The organism is Euhalothece natronophila Z-M001 (genome assembly GCF_007904085.1).
In the GTDB taxonomy this organism is placed as follows: domain Bacteria; phylum Cyanobacteriota; class Cyanobacteriia; order Cyanobacteriales; family Rubidibacteraceae; genus Halothece; species Halothece natronophila.
Genome location: NZ_CP042326.1, coordinates 3,091,619 through 3,114,902 on the forward strand (window position 1 = coordinate 3,091,619; position 23,284 = coordinate 3,114,902).

Annotated in this window: 18 protein-coding genes, 1 tRNA gene and 2 pseudogenes; 12 read left to right on the forward strand and 9 right to left on the reverse strand. The window is 43.2% G+C overall.

Annotated features, from left to right (window positions below; translation table 11 throughout):
* Positions 1–10: 10 nt before the first annotated feature.
* From FRE64_RS15235 to ltrA (FRE64_RS15245), 3 genes are all read left to right on the forward strand, one after another.
* Positions 11–94: transfer RNA gene (locus FRE64_RS15235), tRNA-Leu, on the forward strand.
* 33 nt (positions 95–127) lie between these two features.
* A complete protein-coding gene (locus FRE64_RS15240) occupies positions 128–1,372 on the forward strand; it encodes an FGGY-family carbohydrate kinase (RefSeq protein WP_146297015.1) in 1,245 nt (414 codons plus the stop codon).
* Positions 1,373–2,108: 736 nt separating this feature from the next.
* Positions 2,109–3,899 carry a group II intron reverse transcriptase/maturase gene (ltrA, locus tag FRE64_RS15245; protein ID WP_146294929.1) on the forward strand — a complete coding sequence of 597 codons (1,791 nt, stop codon included), beginning with the start codon at positions 2,109–2,111 and terminating at the stop codon, positions 3,897–3,899.
* Between the two features lie 160 nt (positions 3,900–4,059).
* On the opposite strand, the gene pyk is transcribed toward ltrA (FRE64_RS15245), so the two are convergent.
* Together pyk and FRE64_RS15255 are read right to left on the reverse strand one after the other, a co-directional pair.
* Positions 4,060–5,865 carry a pyruvate kinase gene (gene pyk, locus FRE64_RS15250; RefSeq protein ID WP_146297016.1) on the reverse strand — a complete coding sequence of 602 codons (1,806 nt, stop codon included), beginning with the start codon at positions 5,863–5,865 and terminating at the stop codon, positions 4,060–4,062.
* 167 nt (positions 5,866–6,032) lie between these two features.
* On the reverse strand, positions 6,033–6,248 hold the full coding sequence (locus FRE64_RS15255; RefSeq protein ID WP_146297017.1) for a DUF2811 domain-containing protein: 216 nt from the start codon (positions 6,246–6,248) through the stop codon (positions 6,033–6,035).
* Positions 6,249–6,550: 302 nt separating this feature from the next.
* On the opposite strand from FRE64_RS15255, the gene FRE64_RS15260 reads away from it, so the two are divergent.
* From FRE64_RS15260 to FRE64_RS15275, 4 genes and pseudogenes are all read left to right on the forward strand, one after another.
* Entirely contained in the window at positions 6,551–7,645 is a 1,095-nt protein-coding gene (locus FRE64_RS15260; RefSeq protein WP_246140337.1) for a hypothetical protein, read from the forward strand.
* 29 nt (positions 7,646–7,674) lie between these two features.
* Positions 7,675–8,769 (forward strand): annotated as a pseudogene (locus FRE64_RS15265) (DEAD/DEAH box helicase family protein); the annotation flags it as partial.
* 710 nt (positions 8,770–9,479) lie between these two features.
* Positions 9,480–11,273 (forward strand): group II intron reverse transcriptase/maturase, encoded by a 1,794-nt coding sequence (ltrA, locus tag FRE64_RS15270; RefSeq protein WP_146297019.1) that lies wholly within the window; start codon positions 9,480–9,482, stop codon positions 11,271–11,273.
* Between the two features lie 99 nt (positions 11,274–11,372).
* Positions 11,373–11,720, forward strand: a pseudogene (locus FRE64_RS15275) (helicase-related protein); the annotation flags it as partial.
* On the opposite strand, the gene FRE64_RS15280 reads toward FRE64_RS15275, so the two are convergent.
* Positions 11,705–13,480, reverse strand: coding sequence for an N-acetylmuramoyl-L-alanine amidase (locus FRE64_RS15280; protein ID WP_146297020.1), 1,776 nt, complete (start codon positions 13,478–13,480; stop codon positions 11,705–11,707). The pseudogene FRE64_RS15275 and the gene FRE64_RS15280 overlap by 16 nt on opposite strands.
* Positions 13,481–13,632: 152 nt before the next feature.
* On the opposite strand from FRE64_RS15280, the gene FRE64_RS15285 reads away from it, so the two are divergent.
* Together FRE64_RS15285 and FRE64_RS15290 are read left to right on the forward strand one after the other, a co-directional pair.
* Positions 13,633–14,769, forward strand: coding sequence for a hypothetical protein (locus tag FRE64_RS15285; protein ID WP_146297021.1), 1,137 nt, complete (start codon positions 13,633–13,635; stop codon positions 14,767–14,769).
* Positions 14,770–14,879: 110 nt separating this feature from the next.
* Positions 14,880–15,185: a HEAT repeat domain-containing protein gene (locus FRE64_RS15290; protein ID WP_222597834.1), complete on the forward strand. Its 306-nt coding sequence runs from the start codon at positions 14,880–14,882 to the stop codon at positions 15,183–15,185.
* A gap of 207 nt (positions 15,186–15,392) precedes the next feature.
* Here FRE64_RS15290 and FRE64_RS15295 read toward each other — a convergent pair whose 3' ends face one another.
* The 6 genes from FRE64_RS15295 to FRE64_RS15320 form a co-directional block, all read right to left on the reverse strand.
* Positions 15,393–15,983, reverse strand: coding sequence for a TIGR04376 family protein (locus FRE64_RS15295; RefSeq protein ID WP_146297023.1), 591 nt, complete (start codon positions 15,981–15,983; stop codon positions 15,393–15,395).
* Positions 15,984–15,995: 12 nt separating this feature from the next.
* On the reverse strand, positions 15,996–17,138 hold the full coding sequence (locus tag FRE64_RS15300) for a hypothetical protein (protein ID WP_146297024.1): 1,143 nt from the start codon (positions 17,136–17,138) through the stop codon (positions 15,996–15,998).
* A 65-nt stretch (positions 17,139–17,203) separates the two neighbouring features.
* Positions 17,204–18,031: a 4-hydroxy-tetrahydrodipicolinate reductase gene (gene dapB / locus FRE64_RS15305; protein ID WP_146297025.1), complete on the reverse strand. Its 828-nt coding sequence runs from the start codon at positions 18,029–18,031 to the stop codon at positions 17,204–17,206.
* Between the two features lie 36 nt (positions 18,032–18,067).
* On the reverse strand, positions 18,068–18,667 hold the full coding sequence (locus FRE64_RS15310) for a CPP1-like family protein (protein ID WP_146297026.1): 600 nt from the start codon (positions 18,665–18,667) through the stop codon (positions 18,068–18,070).
* Between the two features lie 28 nt (positions 18,668–18,695).
* On the reverse strand, positions 18,696–19,004 hold the full coding sequence (locus FRE64_RS15315) for a TatA/E family twin arginine-targeting protein translocase (protein ID WP_146297027.1): 309 nt from the start codon (positions 19,002–19,004) through the stop codon (positions 18,696–18,698).
* A gap of 46 nt (positions 19,005–19,050) precedes the next feature.
* Complete coding sequence (locus FRE64_RS15320) at positions 19,051–20,247, reverse strand: Coenzyme F420 hydrogenase/dehydrogenase, beta subunit C-terminal domain (RefSeq protein WP_146297028.1); 1,197 nt, start codon at positions 20,245–20,247, stop codon at positions 19,051–19,053.
* A gap of 149 nt (positions 20,248–20,396) precedes the next feature.
* Here FRE64_RS15320 and FRE64_RS15325 point away from each other — a divergent pair, with 149 nt between their 5' ends.
* From FRE64_RS15325 to FRE64_RS15335, 3 genes are all read left to right on the forward strand, one after another.
* Positions 20,397–20,822, forward strand: a complete 426-nt coding sequence (locus tag FRE64_RS15325) for a hypothetical protein (RefSeq protein ID WP_146297029.1) — start codon at positions 20,397–20,399, stop codon at positions 20,820–20,822.
* A gap of 30 nt (positions 20,823–20,852) precedes the next feature.
* Positions 20,853–22,325, forward strand: a complete 1,473-nt coding sequence (locus FRE64_RS15330) for a leucyl aminopeptidase (RefSeq protein ID WP_146297030.1) — start codon at positions 20,853–20,855, stop codon at positions 22,323–22,325.
* A 262-nt stretch (positions 22,326–22,587) separates the two neighbouring features.
* Positions 22,588–23,262 carry a response regulator transcription factor gene (locus FRE64_RS15335; RefSeq protein ID WP_146297031.1) on the forward strand — a complete coding sequence of 225 codons (675 nt, stop codon included), beginning with the start codon at positions 22,588–22,590 and terminating at the stop codon, positions 23,260–23,262.
* The last annotated feature ends 22 nt before the right edge of the window (positions 23,263–23,284 follow it).

Here is a 23,284-nt window from a genome sequence, read left to right on the forward strand (position 1 = left end):
GGTTAGTTTAGCGGAACTGGCGGAATTGGTAGACGCGCTAGATTCAGGTTCTAGTGTTCGTAAGAACTTCCGGGTTCAAGTCCCGGGTTCCGCACTTTTAGTTAGGGGTTGCTCATGAGCAAAAGTAATGTTTTATCTAGGAATTGATTTTGGTACTTCTGGGGCAAGAGCGGTTGTTATTGATGAAAATCAAACCATTCAAGCTCAATCAGACTATTCCTTTTCCAATAATGATCACCAAACTCAGCAATGGCGTAAAGCTTTATTTACCCTGATTAATGATTTACCGATCGCGCTACGAGAAAATCTCTTAAAAATTGCTATCAATGGCACTTCCTCTACTGTTCTACTGTGTGATGAGATAGGAACGCCACTGACTGAACCGCTATTATACTCCTACCGCACCTCACAGGAAATTATAAACCGCCTTACTCAAATTGCCCCTGCTGATCATGTGGTGCAAAGTGCCTCCTCTAGCTTTGCCAAACTCCTATATTGGGAGCAAGAAGGGATTATCTCCCAAGCCCATTATTTTCTTCATCAAGCAGACTGGCTTGCTTTTCTGCTTCATGGTCAACTCGGCATCAGCGACTATCATAATGCTCTAAAATTAGGCTACGATGTGGAGAATTTATGTTATCCGCCATGGCTAAAACAACATCCTAACTTCTCAATCTTACCGCAAGTTTTTTCCCCAGGAACTCCCATAGCTTCTATCACAAACGAGATGGCGGCGAGATTTAAAATTACTCCTCAATGCCAAATTTGTACGGGAACAACTGACAGTATTGCCGCTTTTATCGCCAGTGGAGCTAATCAACTGGGAGAAGCCGTAACCTCTATTGGTTCCACTTTAGCCTTAAAACTCTTGAGTTCAAGCCCTGTGCAAGCATCAGAATATGGAATTTATAGCCATCGTTTTGGTAATTTCTGGTTAACTGGTGGCGCTTCCAATACAGGTGGTCAAGTTTTAAGGCAATTCTTTAGCGATAAACAATTGAAAGAGCTTTCTCTAAAAATTGACTATACCCAACCGACTAATTTAGATTACTATCCTTTATTAGAACCTGGGGAACGTTTTCCTATTAACAATCCTAACCAGTTACCCAAACTTTCACCGCGCCCTGATGATGATTTTAAATTCCTACAAGGCTTGCTAGAAAGTATTGCTCGCATTGAAACTCAAGGCTATGAAAAATTACAGGAATTGGGCGCAACTCCACTCAGAAAAGTTTATACTGCAGGCGGTGGCGCAAAAAATGAAGTTTGGCAAAAAATTCGGGAACAATTCTTAAAAGTTCCAGTTAAGCCTTCTCCCAACACAGATGCAGCTTACGGTACGGCTATTTTAGCGCGATCAGGTCTTTCCTAGATAATATGGCTATCAAGTGGATCGGGAGTGCGATTCGTTCAGTCTAAACACACTCTTGTAGTGATGGGGACGACTGGCTTCTGGGGGGTAACCGATTAGGTAGAGTTCGCACTTTAATCCCTCCCAGATGACAACTCTGTGACCTTACAGGTGAGAGTGACCAGTGTAGCAATAGCAAAGACCACTGGAAGGGGTAACTCCCATAACAACTCAAGTCCTGTCGCCAAGGCACTTGGTTGAAAGCATATTCCCTACGGTAGCGACTAGCCATCAATCCGTAAAGCGGGAATAGAAGCGGAAAGAGGAAGGATAGCCTGTGTCCCAGTCCCGTTAGCAAGTCTCTAAGGAGAACAAGGTCTAAGGATACGATTGAATCATCGTTACCGCTAACCAGAGAAATCAGGCTGACTACTCTGGGAGTCCCAAAAAAAGGGCAATAGTTGGGGTGACAAGAGGATTCTCGTCTACTTGTCAGTGCCACCCATAAGCTCGGTGAGGAGTATCCCTCCTAAAGGAGACAAACCAAAGGTCACAGGGAACGAAGTAACTCCCTCGTTTACTCTCAACTCTGGTCGATGAGTGGAGTAGTCAGCTAAGACGCAACATCTACTTTCATTTGGTAGGTAGCGGGGGAGAGAGATTGAGTCAGAAGCAAACGCTCTTTGTAACAGAAGAGATAAACTGACGGACTCACGGTTAGATGGATTGTAGAGGTACAAGTAAGAGTACATAAGTTATGAACACGGACACAAACCGATGTATTAAATGGGGCGACATCAATTGGCATAAGGTCGAGAGAGTCGTCTATAAGCTCCAAAAGCGCATCTACAAAGCGTCTCGTCGTGGAGATGTCAAAGCAGTTCGCAGACTCCAGAAATTGTTAAACAAGTCTTGGTCGGCTAAGGTATTAGCGGTGCGTAGAGTTACTCAGGATAATCAGGGCAAGAAGACGGCAGGAGTGGATGGGGTTAAATCCTTGTCCCCAGAAGCACGTATGAAGCTCGTAAATAATCTGAAACTGGGTTCAAAGGTCAAACCAACTCGAAGGGTGAGGATTCCCAAGCCTAACGGGGAGGAAAGACCTTTGGGAATACCTACCATGTATGACCGTGCGCTTCAAGCGTTAGTAAAATTAGCCTTAGAACCTGAATGGGAGGCGGTCTTTGAACCAAATTCCTACGGGTTCCGAGCAGGACGTTCAGCCCATGATGCCATTGAAGCAATTTTCGACGCTATTCGGTTCAAACCCAAATACGTGCTTGATGCGGATATATCCAAATGTTTCGACCGTATTAACCACGAAAGACTTCTGAATAAATTAAATACCTTCCCCACGTTTCGGAGGCAAATCCGAGCGTGGCTCAAGTCAGGGGTAATGGAAGGCAAGAAGTTTTCACCAACGTCTGAGGGTACGCCACAGGGTGGGGTCGTATCTCCGCTATTGGCTAATATCGCCCTCCACGGTATGGAAAACGAGATTAAATCTATTGCTGGCAGTTTCGATATGAAGCGTCCGAATGGATATCAATTACCATTAAGGGATAAGAAAGACTCTGTTAGTATAGTCCGATATGCGGATGATTTCGTAATCTTACATAAAGACCTAGCCGTTGTCCAAAGATGTAAAGAGGTTATCACAGGATGGTTGACAGACATGGGCTTAGAGTTGAAACCGAGCAAAACCAGAATCGCCCACACCCTTGAAAATTACGAAAACGAAAAAGCAGGATTTAACTTCTTAGGCTTTAATATCCGCCAATACAAGGTGGGTAAATATACATCAGGAAGGGATTCAAAAGGTCAGATTCTGGGATTCAAAACGCTCATCACCCCTAGTAAGGAGAGTCAGGAAAGACACTACCGAAGAATTTGTGAGGTGATAGATAAGTATAAGGGACAGTCACAGGCTGTTCTGATTACTAGACTTAATCCCATAATCAGAGGTTGGTGTAATTACTTCTCTACGAAAGTCAGTCAAAAGGTCTTTTCGAGACTAGACTACCTGACTTTCTGGAAACTATTTAAGTGGGGTATTAAACGTCATCGAAACAAAGGAAGAAAATGGATAAAGTCCAAATACTTCCGAACGATAGGTGGCGATAAATGGACATTTGCTACTACTCCTCGTGAAGGGTCGAATCCTATAGTGTTGATGAAGCACTCACAGACAGCAATCGTCCGCCATGTCAAAGTTAAGGGAGATAAAAGCCCCTATGACGGCGACTTAATCTATTGGAGTTCAAGAATGGGCAAACACCCTGAGATGCCAAAGCTAACGGCATCGTTGCTCAAAAAGCAGAAAGGGAAATGCGCTCACTGCGGATTGTTTTTCCGAGATGGAGATTTATTAGAGGTTGACCATATCGTTCCCCGCTCAAAAGGTGGTAAGAACGAGTACAAGAATTATCAACTACTCCATCGACATTGCCACGATGAAAAGACCAGAACGGATGGGAGTTACGACCGCGTGGCTACCATCATCCCAAAGGATTACCGATGGGAGAACGATATGCTGGTGACGTGCTGATGACAACAGCCGTTTAACTGAGGAGCGGTATGAGGTGAAAGTCTCACGTACCGTTTTGAAGAGCAGTGGAGGGGGTGACCTCTTCACTGACTTTAATTGTGACCGATGGAGGCGCGATCGCGTTTAACAAATTTGCCCCAGCCATATCGCACCACAGGAATCAGGAAGGTAGAGAAATTTCGGTTCCAGCCCCTTCATTAAAATGCCCTCCTGCAGGTACTGATCCCGAAAATACCAAGCCTCGTTGAGCATCTAAACTTAAAATGGCTCCCTCTCGAATAGTATCTGTTGCTCCTTCAAAACCAACAATCACAGGAATCCCTAAACGTAATCCAATCACCGCAGCATGACTGGTAAGACTTCCCTCTTCAGTGATAATGCCCGTTGCCTTACGAATCGCCTCCACATACTCGGCATCGGTATAGGGAACCACTAAAATCTCCCCAGGGCGGAAATTTCCCACCTCCTGTGCACTTTTCGCAATCCGGGCGCGACCACTCACTGTTCCATGACCAATTCCTACGCCACGCCCTAAAACTGCAGTTACTACTTCTACTTTAATTAAATCAGTAGAACCAGCAACCCCTTGTAACGTGCCAGCAGTCATCACCACTAAATCTCCTTCTGAGAGTAACCCTTTCTCTTGGGCAACATTTAACGCCGCCTTAAAAGTTTGCCCTGTGGAAGGTAAATCAAGCACCAATAAGGGATTAACTCCCCACACCAGTTGTAACTGCCGAGCTACATCCACATGAGGTGTAACTGCTAAAATTGGCGTTTGCGGACGAAATTTTGAGACATTTCTTGCGGTTGCCCCAGTTTTAGTTAAGGTCATAATTGCTGAGGCATTCAACTGACCAGAAATCTGGCTCACTGCACTAGAGATAGCATTGGGAATGGTGCTAGTGGTGTCTAGATTCTCAGAGGGGGTGGGCTCTTCCCTTTCCATGCGACTGGCAATGCGCGCCATCGTTGCCACTGCTTCTACAGGATATTTCCCTACCGCAGTTTCATTAGATAACATCACAGCATCAGTGCCGTCTAGAATTGCATTTGCCACATCAGAAACTTCAGCGCGAGTAGGGCGAGGATTATACGCCATACTATCTAACATTTGAGTGGCAGTAATAATCGGAATCCCTAATCGGTTAGCAGTGACAATTAATTGTTTCTGTAAAACGGGAACATCCTCAGCAGGCAACTCTACCCCTAAATCTCCCCTTGCCACCATTACCCCATCACACAGAGATAACACTGCCTCCATTTGTTCAATAGCTTCGTGCTTTTCTATTTTGGCAATGACCGGAACTGATTTTCCTGCACTAGAAATAATTTCCTTGATTTCTAAAATGTCTTGGGGGTTACGAACGAAACTTAGGGCGATCCAATCAACTCCTTGATCTAACCCAAACATTAGATCATGACGATCTTTATCGGTTAATGCTCGAACTGAGAGATAAACTCCTGGAAAATTCACCCCTTTATTATTAGAAAGAACGCCCCCAAAAACAACCCGACCATGAACTTCTTGTTTTTCAGGGTAAACAGCTTCTACTTTCATTTCTACTCGACCATCATCAAGGAGAATTGTTGCCCCTACAGGAACTTCATCAGCTAATAGATCATAGCTAACATAACTTTTTTCTTTAGTGCCAGTTATGGGATAACTGGTCAAAATAAACGGATCGCCTTTTTCGAGAGTAATTGAGCCATTCTCAAATTGACCAAGGCGAATTTTAGGGCCTTGTAAATCTTGTAAAATTGCTACTGGCTGATTAAGTTCAAAGGCAGTTTGGCGAATTAGCTGAATACTGCGCTGGTGATCTTCTTGTGTTCCATGAGAAAAGTTTAATCGCAGTGTTGTTGCACCGGCTTTGATTAAATCACGGAGAACATCAGGCTTTAAGGTTGCAGGGCCAACTGTGGCAACAATTTTGGTTCGACGGGATAGATTTTGCAGTTCCATAGATATTCTCAACAAGCACGCTTGAGGAAGCCACAAAAGTGGGTAAACAACAGTTTTTGCTATCTTCTCATAAATTCGGTGCTTAGCAAGTAGCGGGATGGGAGAAACTACAAAGATTTTACCCGAACTCTATCCCGCTTTAAAAAATTTGATTGTTTGGAGATAGTCTAACCAAAAAGGGTTTCCAAATAAACCTGAGCGCAACTGCGATAGGTTTGCGAACTTTGTTTCACCTTATTTTGACTATTTTGGAGCAAAAAGAGGGATAAAGCAGCGGCTAACAGACGATCTTGATCCCAATTCGGATTTTCTGCCAGGTAGGTTTGTAAGGACTCGTGAAGTTCTTGGGGAATTTTGGCGGAAAGACTAACATTTGTATTCACAGCGACCCTCCAATGGTACTTAGCTGTTGTTTATGATACTAGGCGATTCAATATTGACCCAGTCGCTCTATTGTCGTCTATTAGGGGGGCAACTTGTCAATGCTGAGAAATATTACGCTGTTTACTTGTTGAAATAAAAGGAAACGGAAAAATGGGGGATGCAGATGATTATTTGTCATAATACTTAATAAAAACTCAGTGTGTACCCAGCGTTTTGTTCCCCCGTTAAAATGAAGTGAGGGTTTTTCTCGCCTTGGATGAGAAGGTTCTCAGCAAAGGAAAATAGAGAACTAAAATAAGAATTGCAAATCTATTTTGATTTTGGAATGTTTGAGGAAATTGCCAGCGCGATCGCGCAACAAGACTACAATACTGCTCATCAACTCCTAAATACCCTCAAACAAAAATATCGGGATCACCCTTGGTTACTATTTTACACGGCACAAATTGAGCAAGCCAACGGAAACATTGAAACCGCTAGAAATACCTATATTTCAGTGCTTCAAAGCAGTAGCAATCGGAAACTACTGTGGCAAGCCCGAGAAGCCCTCCGTCACCTCGAAAGCAGTCCAAGGCAACAGCAGAACTACCAAAGCCAAGAAGCCCTCGGGGAAGACGAGTTAGCGGTTTTTGTGTTAAGCGCTGTTCCCACCGAGGAAAAGAAAGTAGCTGCCCAAACTCTTGCTACCACCTTTCAAATAGATCCCTATAATGCCCGCTTACAACTTCCTAGTCGAGGATGGCGACTCTTTCGGAGTGGGGGAAGGCAAGAACTCCTCCATTACAGTAAAGTGTTACAAGAAGCCAATATTCCCTGTTTTTATCTTCCCCTTGATACTCTAGAGAGTCTTTATGTTTTTCAAGTACAATACCTTCGTTGTGAAGGAGAGACGGTAACTGCTCGTTGTTCTCTCAGTAATGGTCAAGAGGGGAGTTTAACGTTTCCATGGTCAGAAATTAGCGCGAAAGTTACAGGGCGAGTTCCCATTTTTGAAGAAATTCTTACTAAAAATAATCGGGGAAAAAAACAACGAAAAACCGAAATTTTAGATTATGTCCAGCTTTATGATCTCCATCTGCCAAAACGACGAGCAATTCTTCGCTTGTGTGATCAAAAATATCAATTTCAACACAGTTTCCCGTTAACAGAACAGATTCAGAAAGGGGAAACTTTACGTCGCAATTGGTTACAGTTATTACAGTATTTAGAAGAACAATTACCTAATGTTATTACTTGGAAAGAGTTTACGATATTTGGTGAAAGCGCGATCGCGTTTCCTCAATTACTCAGTGGAATTTCTCCAAAAATTAATTTACAACGACGCTATGAAACCGTTTGGGATGCGGCTTTCCATCTCTATAGTAGTTTAGTCTTTTATCAAGCTGAATCCTCCTGATAATAATTATGGCTTTTGAGTTTTTAGAAATGGGATTAGATGCAATTGAGTGGGAAGTTTTAGCCCAACAATATGATTCCCAACAGCAAAAAGTTCGGGAATCTCAAGGAAACTATTACTATCAAGATAAGGGAGTTCCCTGTTTTCCCGCTTCTCTAGCTTTAAGAGATTATCAGCGTCAAGCTGTGGCTAATTGGTTTCGGCATCGGGGACGGGGAATGCTGAAAATGGCAACGGGTAGTGGGAAAACCATTACCGCTCTTGCTATTGCGACAGAACTTTATGAGAAAATTGGCTTACAGGTTTTGCTGGTGGTTTGTCCCTATCGGCATTTAGTAACGCAATGGGCGCGAGAAGGTCAGCGTTTTAATTTACAGCCTCTTTTAGCCTTTGAAAATGTCCAACAATGGCAACCCAAATTATCTAGCCAGCTTTATCAAGTCACTCAAGGCAATCAAAACTTTTTAACGGTTATTACCACTAATGTTACCTTTATCAGCGAGGGATTTCAGTCGCAACTCAGTTATTTTCCTGAAAAAACCTTAATTGTTGGTGATGAGGCCCATCATTTAGGTTCACCGCGTTTAGTAGAGAGTTTACCGAAAACCATTGGCTTACGCTTAGGATTATCAGCAACACCAGAACGCTATTTTGATGAAACAGGAACTGAGGCCGTTTTTAACTATTTTGGAGAGGTTTTAAAGCCTGAGTTTACTTTAAGAGACGCGATCGCGCAAGGGGCTTTAGTTCCCTATTACTATTATCCTGTCTTTGTCCCCTTAACTGAGTCTGAGGCACTCGCTTATGCCAAACTAACCAAACGCATTGGCTGGGCGTTAGCCGATGATCCCAATCTGAAAAGCAATGAAACAGTGACGAATTTACTGATGCAGCGATCGCGCTTAGTGGGAACTGCGGAAAATAAACTCCCCACCCTAGCCCAACTCATGTCATCCCGTCTTAACACCAGTCATACCTTATTCTACTGTGGCGATGGCTCTCTTGATGGGATGTCTCGCCAAGTTAGCGCCGTCACTCGGATGTTAGGAAAAGAATTGGGATTTCGGGTTCACAGTTACACCGCCGAAACTCCCCTCACAGAAAGGGAAACTTTGCGCCAACGTGCGATTCGTTTAGTCTAAACACGCTCAAAGAGTGATGGGGACGACTAGCTTCTGGTGAGGTAACCTGCAAGGGTTGAGTTCGCACTTTAAGTCCCACACCAGATGACAACTCTATAACCTTACAGGTGAGAGTGACCAATGTAGCGACAGCTAAGACCATTGGAAGGCATAAAGCCATAAAAACTCAAGTCCTGTCGCTGAGGCGCTCAGTTGAAAGCATTTTCCCCACGGTAGCGAGTGGTCTTCAATCCGTGAAGCGGGAATAAAAGCGTTAAAAGGCTGTGGTTTTGGTAACCTGGACCCCCAGCCGCGTGAGCAGGTCTCTACGGAGAACATGGACTAAGGGTATGACAGAATCATCGATATAAAGGACCAGGGAAATCAGGTTGCCCTGGATGAGCCAAAAGGCCAAGGTCTGGTGACAGATGTGTGTTGGAACATCTGTCAGCGCCACCAAATGGACCCGGTGAATAATACCCCTCCTAAAGGAGACGAACCAATGGTTATAGGGAACGAAGTAACTCTTTTGCATACTCTTAGTTCTGGTCGATGAGCTAAGTAGTCAACCAAGACGCAAAATCTGCTTTCATTTGGCAGGTAGCAAGAGAGAGAGATTGGGTCAGAAGCGAATGCCTTGAGTAATATCAGGGATATGCTGACGGACTCACGATTAGATGGAATGTAGAGGTACGAGTAGAGGTACAAATGTTATGAACACGGGCAACAAACCGATGTATGAATGGGGCGATATCAATTGGCGTAAAGTCGAGCGTGTCGTCTATAAGCTTCAAAAGCGCATCTACAAAGCGTCTCTTCGTGGAGATGTCAAGACAGTTCGCAGACTCCAGAAACTTTTAGTTAAGTCCTGGTCAGCTAAAGTGTTAGCGGTGCGTAGAGTTACTCAGGATAATATGGGCAAAAAGACGGCAGGAGTGGATGGGGTTAAATCCTTGTCCCCAGAAGCGCGTATGAAGCTCGTGAATCAGATGGACTTGGGTTCAAAGGTTAAGCCAGCTCGGAGGGTGAAAATTCCGAAGCCTAACGGGGAAATAAGACCTTTGGGAATACCTACCATGTATGACCGTGCACTTCAGGCGTTAGTCAAGCTGGCGCTAGAGCCAGAATGGGAGGCGGTTTTTGAACCGAACTCTTATGGATTTCGGCCAGGACGTTCAGCCCATGATGCTATAACAGCAATCTTCTTGGCCATCAAGCAAAGACCAAAATACGTGCTCGATGCGGACATCTCAAAATGTTTCGACCGGATCGATCACGAGAGACTTCTGGACAAACTAAACACCTTCCCCAAGTTTCGGAGACAAATCCGTGCTTGGCTCAAAGCTGGGGTAATGGAAGGCAAGAAGTTCTCTGCAACATCTAAGGGTACACCGCAGGGTGGAGTCATTTCTCCACTCTTGGCGAATATAGCCCTCCACGGCATGGAAAATGAGATTAAATCTGTCGCCCGAGGTTTCGACATGAGACGTAAAAATGGGGGTCAGGTAAGTTGGCAAACAAAAGTAGGCTCTGTAAGCGTTATACGTTATGCAGATGATTTTGTCGTCTTACACAAAGACCTTGCCGCTGTCCAGAGATGTAAAGAGGTTTTGGAGAAGTGGCTTGGAGACATGGGACTGGAGCTAAAACCGAGCAAAACTAGAATCGCCCACACCCTCGAAACCCATAAAAACGAGGAAGCAGGATTTGATTTCTTAGGCTTCAATATCTGCCAGAAAAGGGTAGGTAAATATAATACAGGGAGGGTAAATGGGCAATTACTAGGGTTTAAAACGCTCGTTACCCCGAGTAAAGATAGTCAGAAGAAGCACTACCAAAGGATGTGTGAGGTTATAGAAAAGCATAAGGGGTCGCCACAGAGGGCTCTGATTGCGGAACTGAATCCCATAATCCGAGGATGGTGCAATTACTTCAAGATAGGAAAAGGATGTTCTAGAGTGTTCAACCGATTAGACTATCTGATGTATTGGAGACTATTGAGATGGGGTGTAAAACGCCATCAAAACAAAGGGAAGAAATTCGTACAAGGAAAGTATTTCCGGCGTGTAGGTGGTAGTAATTGGCGATTTGCAACACCGAAGAAAAAAGGCTCAAATCAATACGTGCTTTTTAAACATTCAAGCACAGAAATCGTCGAGAAATATGTCAAAGTTAAGGGGCAATGTAGTCCTTATGACGGAGACGTAGTTTACTGGAGCACGAGATTAGGGGCACATCCTGAGATGCCAAAGCGAACAGCATCTTTGCTCAAAAAGCAAAAAGGGAAGTGTAACTACTGCGGACTGGCTTTCCGAGATGGAGATGTATGGGAGGTAGACCACGTTATTCCCCGTTCTAAGGGCGGTAAGGATGACTATGAGAATCTACAACTACTCCATCGACATTGCCACGATGAAAAAACTACCATGGACGGAAGTACCACAGGGGCAGTTTCAGCTATACCATGGAACTATCGGTGGGAAAACGACATGTTGGTGACGTACTGATGACAACAGCCGTCTAATTGAGGAGCGGTATGAGGCGAAAGTCTCACGTACCGTTTTGAAGAGCAGCGGGGTGGGTGACCGCTTCGCTGACTTTAATAATTTGAAAAGGGAGACTTACAAGGCTTAGTTGCCATTCACTGCTTAGATGAAGGAGTGGATATTCCCGCCATTCGTCACGCCATCATTTTAGCCAGTACAGGAAACCCCCGCCAATTTATTCAACGACGGGGGAGAGTCTTACGTCCTCATGCTGGAAAAAGTGAAGCAACAATTTTTGATATGATTGTCATTCCGCCACTTTTAGATCGGGAAACATGGGAAGTAGAACGCAATCTGTTACGGAAAGAACTGAAACGCTTCTTAGAATTTGCCAAATTAGCGAAAAATGCCCCAGAAGCCAGTGAGAAATTACTGAGCTTACAACAACAGTATCAGCTAGAAGCATGATTTTCCCACCACACTTCAATTCCTTCTGCTAGTTTTGCCGTCAGTTCCGCTTGCGCTTGGGGATCAATAATCCATTCAAACTCATCAGGATTAATCATAAATCCTAACTCCAACAACACCGCTAAGGTGGTGTGAGGGCGCGTGAGGGCAAGGGTATTCCAGAAAATGCCATAAGAGGGGCGGTTTAACTCTTCTACCAGATAATTGTGGAGAAAGACTGATAAATCATGAGCAGGGGGGTTATACCAAAACATACCAACTCCCTTAGTATTAATAGCATCTCCATCATCAGGCAGGGCATTATAATGAACTGAAAGCGCGATCGTGGGCTTAATCTCATTAATCATCGCCATTCGTTCCTGTAAGGAAACATCTTTATCCGTTTCCCGAGTCATATAAACCGTTGCCCCTCGTTGTTCTAATTCCTCCTGTAGCAACTTAGACGTGACTAAAACCGCCTCTTTTTCAGGATAGCCCGTGGGCCCTTTTGCCCCTAAATCATCCCCACCATGACCGGGATCAATTAAAATACTCATACCAGCAAGATTTCCTGTTCTTTCAGGAGGATGTTTTAAGGATAAAATGAGATTCGTGTCTTCATAGTGTAAATCATATCCCCACTGTTGATCTGACTTGAGTTGAAAGGTATATTCGACAGTATCAGAATCAATCTGTTTCCAATCTAAGCGTTGAATCAGGGGATCATCATCAAGGTGAATATTATGGGTTTGTGCGGTAGTATGATGCAGTGTGAGACTAAATTGATCATCCCCTTGTTTGACACTCACAGGAACTGGAACTTGTAAGGGAAAAATAATCTCCGTGGCTTCTGCTTTTTGTTCTCCTCGAATGCTACGAATCGTGGTTTGGACAGGGGAAATATTGGGTTTAAGTTCCGTGTCTTCCCCATCAATCCAAGCCCCATATTGTAACCGAAGCCAGTCTCCCTCTCTACCATTCACTGTTGCCATTGTCCCTTTTGGTAGGGGCGTAAGACGAGTATAGCTAGTGTCGGGGCCAGTGCGCGCTATTCCTTCTTTCTCTGTTACTTCAATCACTTCTAACTCGTCACGGGAAAGAATGGTAATGTCTCCCGTCTCAGAAGCGGTAAAGGTTTCTTCTCCCAAGTTCATGGTATAAACAGGATTTCCGAGATTCTCAGGATTTTCAGCCGTGAAACATCCCTGATAAAGTTGATTAGGCTTCCCTAGAGGTTCATTATTGCCTGTTAAAACCCCATAATTAGGAGGAAGGAGGTTTTTCGGTTGAGGTTTGAGCGAAATAGCTCTATCATTAAGAGTGACTTGAACTTCTCCTTGAGGTGACCCGATAGCTTCTAAACAGATCAATTCTTCTGGCAACCGCGCTATTGGTTGCGACGGAGTAACTGAGTCAGAAACAAATCCCCCTTCTTCTGGCGGTTCAGGGATGGCGGAAACTCTTGTGACTTCTACTGAGATTTCTTGATCATCATGGTGCAGGGTAAACTCATTCTCGCCCATTTCAAGGGGGAAACTAGGGGCAAAATGTCCAGCATCATTCTGTTCAATGGGGCTTCCGTTGACAGAGACAGCACCAGGGGCGCTTCCAATGAGAAAAATTTGTTCGGCTGCGGTTTCATGTTCAGAAGGAGGGTAAGCTAGGTAAAGTTCATCTTGATCTTCTCCCAAGGCTGGAGAAGTTCCACTATGAGTTAAAATCAAGGTCACGGTGGCAAGAAGAATTAAACTGAATAGTAAAAAATTGAACCAGTGTTTCATCTTTATTTTCAGATCCTATGTCATGATAGTTATGTTTTGGAAAAAGGGCTTGCTTAGAACCGTTAAAATTTTTTTTAGTTAATTTGTGATTGTAACTATTACTGTTATGCTCAGTGTTAAAAATCATACTGTAAATTAAAGGAGAAATATCAATGGAATTTATTTTCGGTCTTATTATTGGTCTAATTCTTGCCGGTCTAGGGGTTTGGTTTTATAGAAGCCGCCAAGTTACCCAAATAAAACAGGATCAAGCCAAAAAGCTAGAAAACCAGCGCAAGCAGTTAGAAAAAGAACATGAAAGGCGTATTGAGGAAACGACACAACGCTTAAAGCAAGATTATGAAGGCAAAAAAGAACAAGAGATTGAGGCAAGAGTGCAACAAGAAGTCGCTGTTGCTCAAGAGAATGCCCAAGCAGAAGTTGAGCAATTACGACAACAATTAGAGCAAGCGCGTCAAGATTCAGGCTCTCAAGAACAGGTAGAAGCCTTACAAAATCAATTACAACAGACCAATGCTGATTACCAAAGGCAAATTGATGCCCTAGAAGCCGAAAAAAGCGCGATCGCGCAAACTAAGGATGACTACGAGCAGCGCATTGAACAGCTTAACCAAGAACTCACCAGAGCCCAAGAACGCATCGCAGAATTAGAAACTCAATCTGCCGAGACAGTTCAACCAAAAACTGAGCTAGAAACCCAACAAAGGGAAACCTCAACTGAACAAACTACAGCTTTTGTCGAACCTGAAACAGACTTTACCCCCCAAACCACTGGGTTAACCGAACCAGAGGAAAGACCTAACTTAGAAACTGAGACAGCTTTCCCTGAACCTGAAACAGACTTTACTCAAACTCAAGAGACAATCGAAACCCCCAGTGATGATTTCTCTCAGGATAGCCAAACTTCTCAAAACATCACTGACGATGTTAATGAAGAGCTTGACGAATTCTTTTTTGAAGGAGAAGGAGAGAGTGCAGAAGGGGAAGAGGATGAATTTGAAGCCTTATTTGCCGATGTTGAAGAAGAAGAACCTGCCAGCCCCGCTACAGCGGATACAGAAAAAGACGAATTTGAGAGCTTTTTTAATGATGTTGAGGCAGCAGAAGCACAAATCGACCAAGAAGAAAGTTCCAGCTTTGATAATGAACTAGAAGAACTAGAGGACTTAGATTCTTTATTTTCTGAAGAGGAAACATCATCCAATCAAGCTGAGGATAAAAAAGAGGATGAGGAAGTAGAAAGCCTATTTGAACTTTTTGACGATGACGATGACGAAAAAAAAAAGTAATCGTTAAAAGGTTAGTAACCTGGGGAAAGCGTCAAAACTTAGCACAAATTCCTCAGATTACTTCTTATGTTTTAGATCCAGATGAGCGGATACGGGCTTCAGTTGCTCTAGTGCTGGGGAAAATTATTACCGGTCAACGTCTAAACTTAGAAGTCGAAGAAGCCATCAAAGCCCTAGAAACCCTTAGCCAAGATTCTTCTTCTGAAGTGAGAAAGCTAGCGATTAAATCTCTTGGAAGGGTCTTTTCTCCTAAAATTGTTCCCACTTTAGAATTAGCCTTAAAAGATGTTGATTTAGAGATCATCGAGATCGCGAGTGAGATTCTACAAAATTATAAACGTACCCTTCCAATAACCAGAGAAGAAGGAGAAAAAACACTACCAGAAAATATAGCGATTAAGGAAGCAGCGCAATAATTCAGACTATAGCAATCCTAAATCAGTTGTAAATTTTTAGTTGGGATCCCCCCTTTAATTCCCCCCTTAGTAAGGGGGGTGGGGGGGAAGCCTTCGGCACGGCTTTCAGCCTACGTAAGGTTGAGTTAGTTTTTACAAATGAGATCATATTGCTATAGGTGCAAACTGACTTAGTCATTGGTTTACAAACAACAAAGGACAAATAACCTAATGTTCTTTCATTTGTTTTAACTCCTCTTCTACTTCCCAATTTCTAAATTTCTCTTCTAAATCATCAAAAGCATACTTGCTTTGTCCAGTACCATAACCAAATCCCTGGTTGTAATAAGACTCACCAGCATTCCAGCCACTAGTAACATTACTATTGGTTGCTTGCTGGTTAGCTTGTGCTGCTCGTGCTTTTGCCTTAACTTCCTTTTGACGTTTTCTTACTTCTTCAATTAATTCCCTTGCTTTCTGAATTTTCTCCTGAACTGCTTTCATTTGCCCCCAGCGTTGATTACCTAAACGAAGGAGACTAGCTTCTTTTTCTTGGGCAGCTTGGGCTAAGTCTTCTCGATTCCCCGCTCTTGCCTTATCAATTCTGTGATGCCATAGTTTGACATCTTCAGCAATAGCAAGGATTTCATTTTCTAACTTTTTTTCCTGTTTTTGTAAGTCTAAAACTAAGCGAATTGCTTCTTTTTCTTCTTCTTTTAATTGTTCTTCTAAAGCTTGCAATTCTAAGTGAGGATTATTTTTTAGAAATTCATCTAAACGCGTTTCTAGAAATTTAGTGAGATCATCTAATAAACCCAAAACTTTAACTCCTTAATTATTAATTAAACTTTCTCCAACAGACATTGCTCTTTCTTGATTCCCATTTTCAAAAACTGCCTTATTGTGAGAAACCTCTGCTAATTTCCACTCACTTTCAGGGACACTCTCTCCAATCATGATTCGTTGAGTAACCCCTTTCACTTTGACTAGGGCAGCCGAGTGGTCTCCCAATTCTAGTAACCCGACTAAGGTTTGATCAGACTGAGGAGAGGTGGAAGTGGATTCTTCTGTAGTGGGAAGGGGTGGTTCTTCTTCAAGATCTAAACGGGAATGTCTTTCAATTTCAGGAGAGCTTTCTTCAGTTTCAGTTGTTGTTTGGGTGGTTTCGCTTTTACTTTCTGTGGGAGGATTATTTTCGGCACTTGGGGAGGGGGGTTGACTGGGCGTGGTACTAGTACCTGCTTCTGATTCGCTGGGAGGAGGCGGTGGCGGTAAAGCTGGCAGTGAGGCAATTTCTGTTTCTGATCCGCCCTGAGGATTGGTTGAAGAAGCAGGTGAGGAAGCGGTTTGAGGTTGTGACGGAGAAGAAGGGGCAGTAGCAGTTTCTTCTTCTGATTTTGGGGTAGTTGAAACTGGGGGAACTTCCACTGAGGGAGTCACAGCAGGAGTTAAATCTTCAGCTCTGGCTTTGAGGGCTTCTTGACGATCAATTTCCGCTAAAGCCCGTTCCATATACCCAATAAACTCGGCAGTATTATCAGGGGGTTCGGGGGTTTCTGTTTCCGAAAGGTTAATCGAAGACTGTAGTTGGGTTAAAGTTACTCCTAAAAATTGCTGTTCTCTTTGCAGTAGAAATAATACCCACAACAGTAGAGAACAAGAAGATGCAAAAATAATTTTATCTAAGTTTCGGAGCCAGAGAGGAGGCTTGGCAGAAGTATAGTGACGAGGAGAGGGAGAAGTCCTAATTCCAACCCCCGAATCTTCATAAACTGACGAGACAGGAGGGTAATTAAATTCATCCGTCTGAATAGGCGACCTTTTAGTTAAGGCGATAGGGCTTTTTCCTGTCTCTGATGAGGATTGCCAATAATGTTTAATTTCTAGGATGTCTTCTAACTCGGTCAATACACTATTTAGCATCTGATCAATATCAGATTCAACCGCTTTTTTCGGGGGGTGGGAGAGTGTCATAGCAACCTTCAACTGAGATGATTTTTACTTGTTCTTTCTGATCAATAATTTTCCCATTTCTTAGACTATAAGATGTTTTCTAAACCATAAACTAATGATTTAAGTTCTGTTACTTTGCGAATGGCGAGAATTACCCCAGGCATATAGGCAGCGCGATCGCTGGTATCATGGCGTAAGGTATAAATTTGTCCACTTGCCCCAAAAATTACCTCTTGATGAGCAATCAATCCAGGCAAACGGACACTATGAATATGAATATTATCATTGGCTAATGCCCCTCTTGCACCAGCTAAGGTTTCCTGTTCTTCTACTTGGGGAGGATTATAAGTTTCTTCTTTCCCACTTAGCATCTGAGCAGTTTTAATAGCAGTTCCACTGGGCGCATCAGCTTTTTGATTATGGTGGAGTTCAATGATTTCTACATGATCAAAGTATTTTGAGGCTTGAATCGCTGCTTGTTGTAGTAACACAATGCCAATGGAAAAGTTAGGAACTACTAACGCCCCTGTTGTTGCCTTTTCTGCAAAATCCTTTAAATCTGAGAGTTGTTTTTCACTTAAGCCTGTTGTCCCTATTACAGGGCGTACCCCATACGCGATCGCGGTACGAGTATTTTCATACACACTATCAGGGTGCGTAAAATCAACCATTACCCCTTGTGTGGGATATTGAGTTGCCATGACTAATGTTCCCTGTAACTCATTGAGCAAAGGAACTTCCAAGGGGCCACAGCCCACCACTTCTCCCACATCTTGCCCAATATAGGCAGGATTTTGATCCACCGCTCCGACCAACATCATTCCTTCGGCTTGAGACACTGCTTTGACGACTTCACGCCCCATTTTGCCTGCAGCGCCATTCACCACAACTGGAATTACCGACTCCTCACTCATTAATATTACGTTCCTTAACTACAACTGTTCAGCATTTTATCTGAGAAAGCTACTACTTAACCAAAATAAAAATAAAACGGTAAGACTGGTAAACTGTTCTGCGGGCATTCCTGTGGCTACAATGTCAGCAATCGCAGATCCAATGCCTACCCCAATTAATAAACCAACTAAACTAATGAGCAAGGAGCGACCAAAACGATTTTCCTTACGGTTTAATAAATAAACACTCCCTGCAAACCCCAGTGATAACATTAAGGAAGCATTGCCATTAGTCGTTAAGGTTAAAACGGCTAACAACACATAAATTCCCGAAGAAATTAATAAATCATTACGGGAGGGAGTATCAAGCAACCGTTGTAACCAAGCAGGAGAACTAGACTGATTCACTTGTTGAGGACTGGGTTTGGGGGGCTTGGCGCGTTCAGGAAAGCGAATACGCTCAGGAACTTTAATTTTTCCTTCTTGACGCAAACGCAACCGTTCCATAATTACTGAATCATACGCGGCTTCTACCGCATCTTTCTGCCGTTGATCATTTTCATATTCTTTCATTAAGCGTAACTTTGCTTCTTGTATCTCTTCAAAAGAAGCATCTTCGGTTACGCCCAGTTGTTGATAGGGATTTTGCTCACTCATTCTTCTCTCCTTTTCTGAGGTTGGCGATTTAGCTATTAACTTGAGATTGTTCTTTTTCCGAAGAGGCTTTTTCAGAAGTTGTGTCTGCTTGGGAAACTGTTTCTGCTTCAGACTCACTCGGTTCAAGTTGAGCATTCATTTTCACAGACTCACTCTTTTGGGCTTTGCTGGTTTCGCGCTTAAATTCATTTTCAAACTCTCGGGAGGCATCTTGAAAACCACGAATGGCTTTCCCGAGACTGCTCCCAATTTCAGGGAGCTTTTTGGGGCCAAAGATTAAAAGGGCGATGACGAAAATTAAAGCCATTTCTGGTAAGCCAATGCCAAAAACATTCATGGACTCTTCTCCTTAATTTATGAGGGCTATTTTCTAGTGTATCTTTTCACTCTTCCGGCAGTTCGTATTGTTCAACAATCTTTTTCGCAAATTCGGGAACGTGATCGTCTAGTTTCTCAGGATAATTGCGTTTGACATAGAGGTAATTACGGGTAAAGTGAGAGTCAATGGAGAAACGAGCATATTCTAAGCCTTTGGGCCCAATTTTTTCAATCACCACTCCCATTAATTTCGCAGCCCACATGGGAAGTGTGACTCCTTTATCATAAGCTGGAATACTCTGTTGGACGGCGTTTTTACGATCACCTTGGGAAGTCACTGCTTGCGTTTCCAGTTGATCTCGCACCAGATCTAACATTTCTTTTCCGATATCGTTACGGACGACTAACCATTGATACTTAAATGGTGCGCCCATATAACCCACAACTAAATCAGCAAGGGAATTAACATAGTCAAAGCAACTCATGCAGGAAGGGGCAAAAACATCTTTTAATTCCTTGGTATTGAGTCCAAAGAAGGGAACTTTCTCAATGCTACCGTCTTCGTGCTTAAAGTGAACCCGAAAGTCTTGCATAAATTCGTAGTGAACAACGGTTTCGGGAGATTTACTAGTAGTTTCGAGGAATTTTTGGAGTCCTTCCCGTGTCACATTATCCACACAGGGCGTTCCTAAGACATAGAGCTTTTCTAAGCCAATTTTATCTTGCACAGCGCGGAGGGCTTGAATTTGACAGCCGACACCAATGGCTAAAAGTCGTTTAAAGCCTGATTGTTCTACTTCTTCCAGAATAGAAAGGTTTGGGGAAAGGGTAGGTTTATTCACTCGCGCGGCTAGCACTTCTTCTGGGGTTCGTGCAATAATAGGCATAGGCTGAAAGCGATCATCTGGGCGATTTTGGACACAAACCACGCCTTCTACCTTGCCTTGTTTCAGCATTTCACACGCGATCGCGCTGACAATGCCTGTCCACTGTGCGCCTTCAATGGGCTCTTTTTTTCGAGCGGCGATCATCTCTTGATGAACCCCAAAATAGAGATCATCCTCTTTCTCTAAGTCACGACTCCGCCCATGGGCTTGGGCTTCCAACTCAGCAATTTGTTCATTGAGAAAGGCGCAGGCTTCTTTAACATAGTGAATATAGTGAGTGTCGCAGAGTCCGCATTCACTGCACAGTGCTTTCGCTGGACGAGGCTTACCAGGTGTGAGTCCTTTCGCTTTTTGATGGGGAGCAACAATCGTCATTATCTATGCTTATTCATTACCAATTGAGACTACTTTTCTTAGGATAATTCACAGAGGCTTCCCTAGACTAGGATACTGCATTTCCCTTAACAATTGAATCTTATTGATTGATAAGATAGTAATTTAATAATGACAACAAATTTCTCAGGATGAGTAACTTACTCCGACCTTTATTTTTAGTAGTGATCGCAATTGCAATGAGTAGTTGCACAGTAGGAAGAAGCCAAGAATGTGCCAAAATTATTACCCTAGCTAATGAAACCGTTGATGAAACCAAAACTATCACTGATGGTCAAGAAACCACTGATCCTGAAGCCGCTTTATTAGCTTCAGATACCATGGAATTAGCGGCTAAAGAAATGGCAGATTTAAACATTAGTGATCCGCAGTTACAAACCTATCAAAATCAATTTATCCAAATGTATGAAGAGACAGCAGAAGCAACTCGCTCGTTTGTTCAAGCGTATAATAATCAAGAAATGAGTGAGCTAGAACTGGCTAGAGAAGAAGTTAAAAAAGCAACGGTTATTGACCAAGAATTAGTGACAAAAATTAATGATTATTGCTTAGAATGAAGAGGAGAGATTGTCGAGAAAATAGAAAGAATGAAAGTACAAGCAACCGATAAAACAACGTTAACTTGGAATGGGGATACCCTTGCTGTCGGCTTATTTGTCGGTGGCGTAACCGTTACAGGTGAGTTAGCCGAACTGGATAAGAAGTTAGCCGGAACCATTAAAGAATTAATTGCAGAAACCGATTTTGATGGGAAATTTGGCAATAACGTGATTACCCGTGTGGGAGGCGATTGCCCCGTACGGAAGATTATGTTAGTTGGTTTGGGAGATGCTGACGAGTTTAAATTGGATAGTGTGCGTTTAGCTGGAGGCGCGATCGCGCGGTTGGCAAAATCTCAACGCAGCCAAAATCTTGCGATTAGCCTCCCCATTGTTAATAATAACCCCAGTCTCACCGCGCAAGCGATTACAGAAGGGATTACAATTGCCCTTTATGAAGATCGCCGCTTCAAGTCAGAGGAAGAGTCAACCCCCTTAAAACTCGAAACCGTAGAACTATTAGAATTAGGAGAACAACAAGAAGCCATCACCAAGGCAGAAAAAATTTGCGAAGGGGTTATTCTTGCCAAGCAGTTAGTCGATGCCCCTGCTAATAACGTTGATTCTGTTACCCTTGCCACTTTAGCCCAAGAACTTGCCTCTGAATATGGTTTAGAAATTGAAATTTTAGAAAAAGAAGACTGTGAAAAAATGGGCATGGGGGCATATTTAGGCGTTGCTAAAGCCTCAGATGTTCCCCCGAAGTTTATTCATCTCACCTATAAACCTCAAGGCACACCGCGACGAAAAGTTGCCATTGTTGGGAAAGGAATTACCTTTGATTCAGGAGGATTAAACCTTAAACCCAGTGGCAGTGGCATTGAAACCATGAAAATGGATATGGGCGGCGCTGGGGCAACCTTTGGGGCAGCCAAAGCGATAGCAGAACTTAAACCGGATGTAGAAGTGCATTTTATTAGTGCCGCTACTGAGAATATGATCAGTGGTCATGCGATGCACCCTGGGGATATTCTCACCGCCTCTAACGGCAAAACCATTGAAGTGAATAATACTGATGCTGAAGGACGATTAACCCTTGCTGATGCCCTTGTTTTTGCGGAAAAATTAGGGGTTGATGCAATTGTTGACCTTGCAACCCTCACAGGGGCTTGTGTGATTGCTCTTGGGGATGATATTGGCGGATTATGGAGTAGCGATGATCTCCTTGCCGATCAATTGAAAAATGCTGCCGATCTTGCAGGGGAAAAAATGTGGCAAATGCCTTTAGAAGACAAATATTTCGAGGGTTTAAAGTCGCAGATTGCAGATATGAAAAATGTGGGGCCCCGTCAGGCTGGATCAATTACTGCAGCCCTCTTCTTAAAGCAGTTTGTCAATGAAACCCCGTGGGCGCATCTAGATATTGCAGGGCCTGCTTGGATTGATAAGGAAAGTGGCATTAATAATGCTGGCGCAACTGGTTTCCCTGTTCGTACCTTAGTAAATTGGGTTTGCAATTAAAAAATAAAGAGGTTGGGTGTCGTTGCCCAACCTTATTTGTCCTTTGTCTTTCGTCCTTTGTCCTTTGTAAAGCCATGACACTTGAATATTCAAACAATTTGGTAGCAATCTGAATTCCTTAAAATAGGATTATAGTCGTTCCAATTCAGTTCCGTAGTGCAGCCATCTTGGCTGCTACTAGGGAGCAAGATGCTCCCACTACTTTTAGGTTGCTGTTTTTTATTTGGAATCACTATAATTTAGCATTCCTGAGTTTAAACTTATGACAGCCCAAATTTTAATTGTGGAAGATGAAGCCAAACTCGCCCAGTTTATTGAGTTAGAACTGAAGTACGAGGGGTATGAGGTAACAACCACCTATGATGGCTTTGAAGGGTTAACACAAGCGCGAGAATTAAACCCAGACTTACTTATTCTAGATTGGATGTTACCTGGAATTTCAGGATTAGAAATTTGTCGGCGGTTACGTCAAACTGGAAGCACTGTTCCTGTCATTTTATTAACAGCAAAAGATGAAATCAGTGATCGCGTGGAAGGGTTAGACGCTGGGGCGGATGATTATGTAGTAAAACCTTTTAGTGTTGAAGAGTTATTTGCCCGTGTTCGCGCCCATCTACGCCGTAATCAAGATGAACCGAGTGAGGTTCTACAGTTTGCTGATATTAGGCTCAATACTAGCACAAGAGAAGTTTATCGCAATAATCGCGCGATTGAACTAACAGCAAAAGAATTTGAACTATTACGCTATCTCCTGCTTCATCCCCGTCAAGTGTTAACCCGTGACCAAATTTTAGAACGAGTTTGGGGTTATGATTTTATGGGGGATTCCAATATTATTGAAGTTTATATTCGCTATCTCCGACTAAAATTAGAAGCAGAAGGGGAGTCTCGTTTAATTAAAACTGTGCGTGGGGTAGGCTATGCTTTACGAGATTAATTAAATCTTTTCATCATCAGCG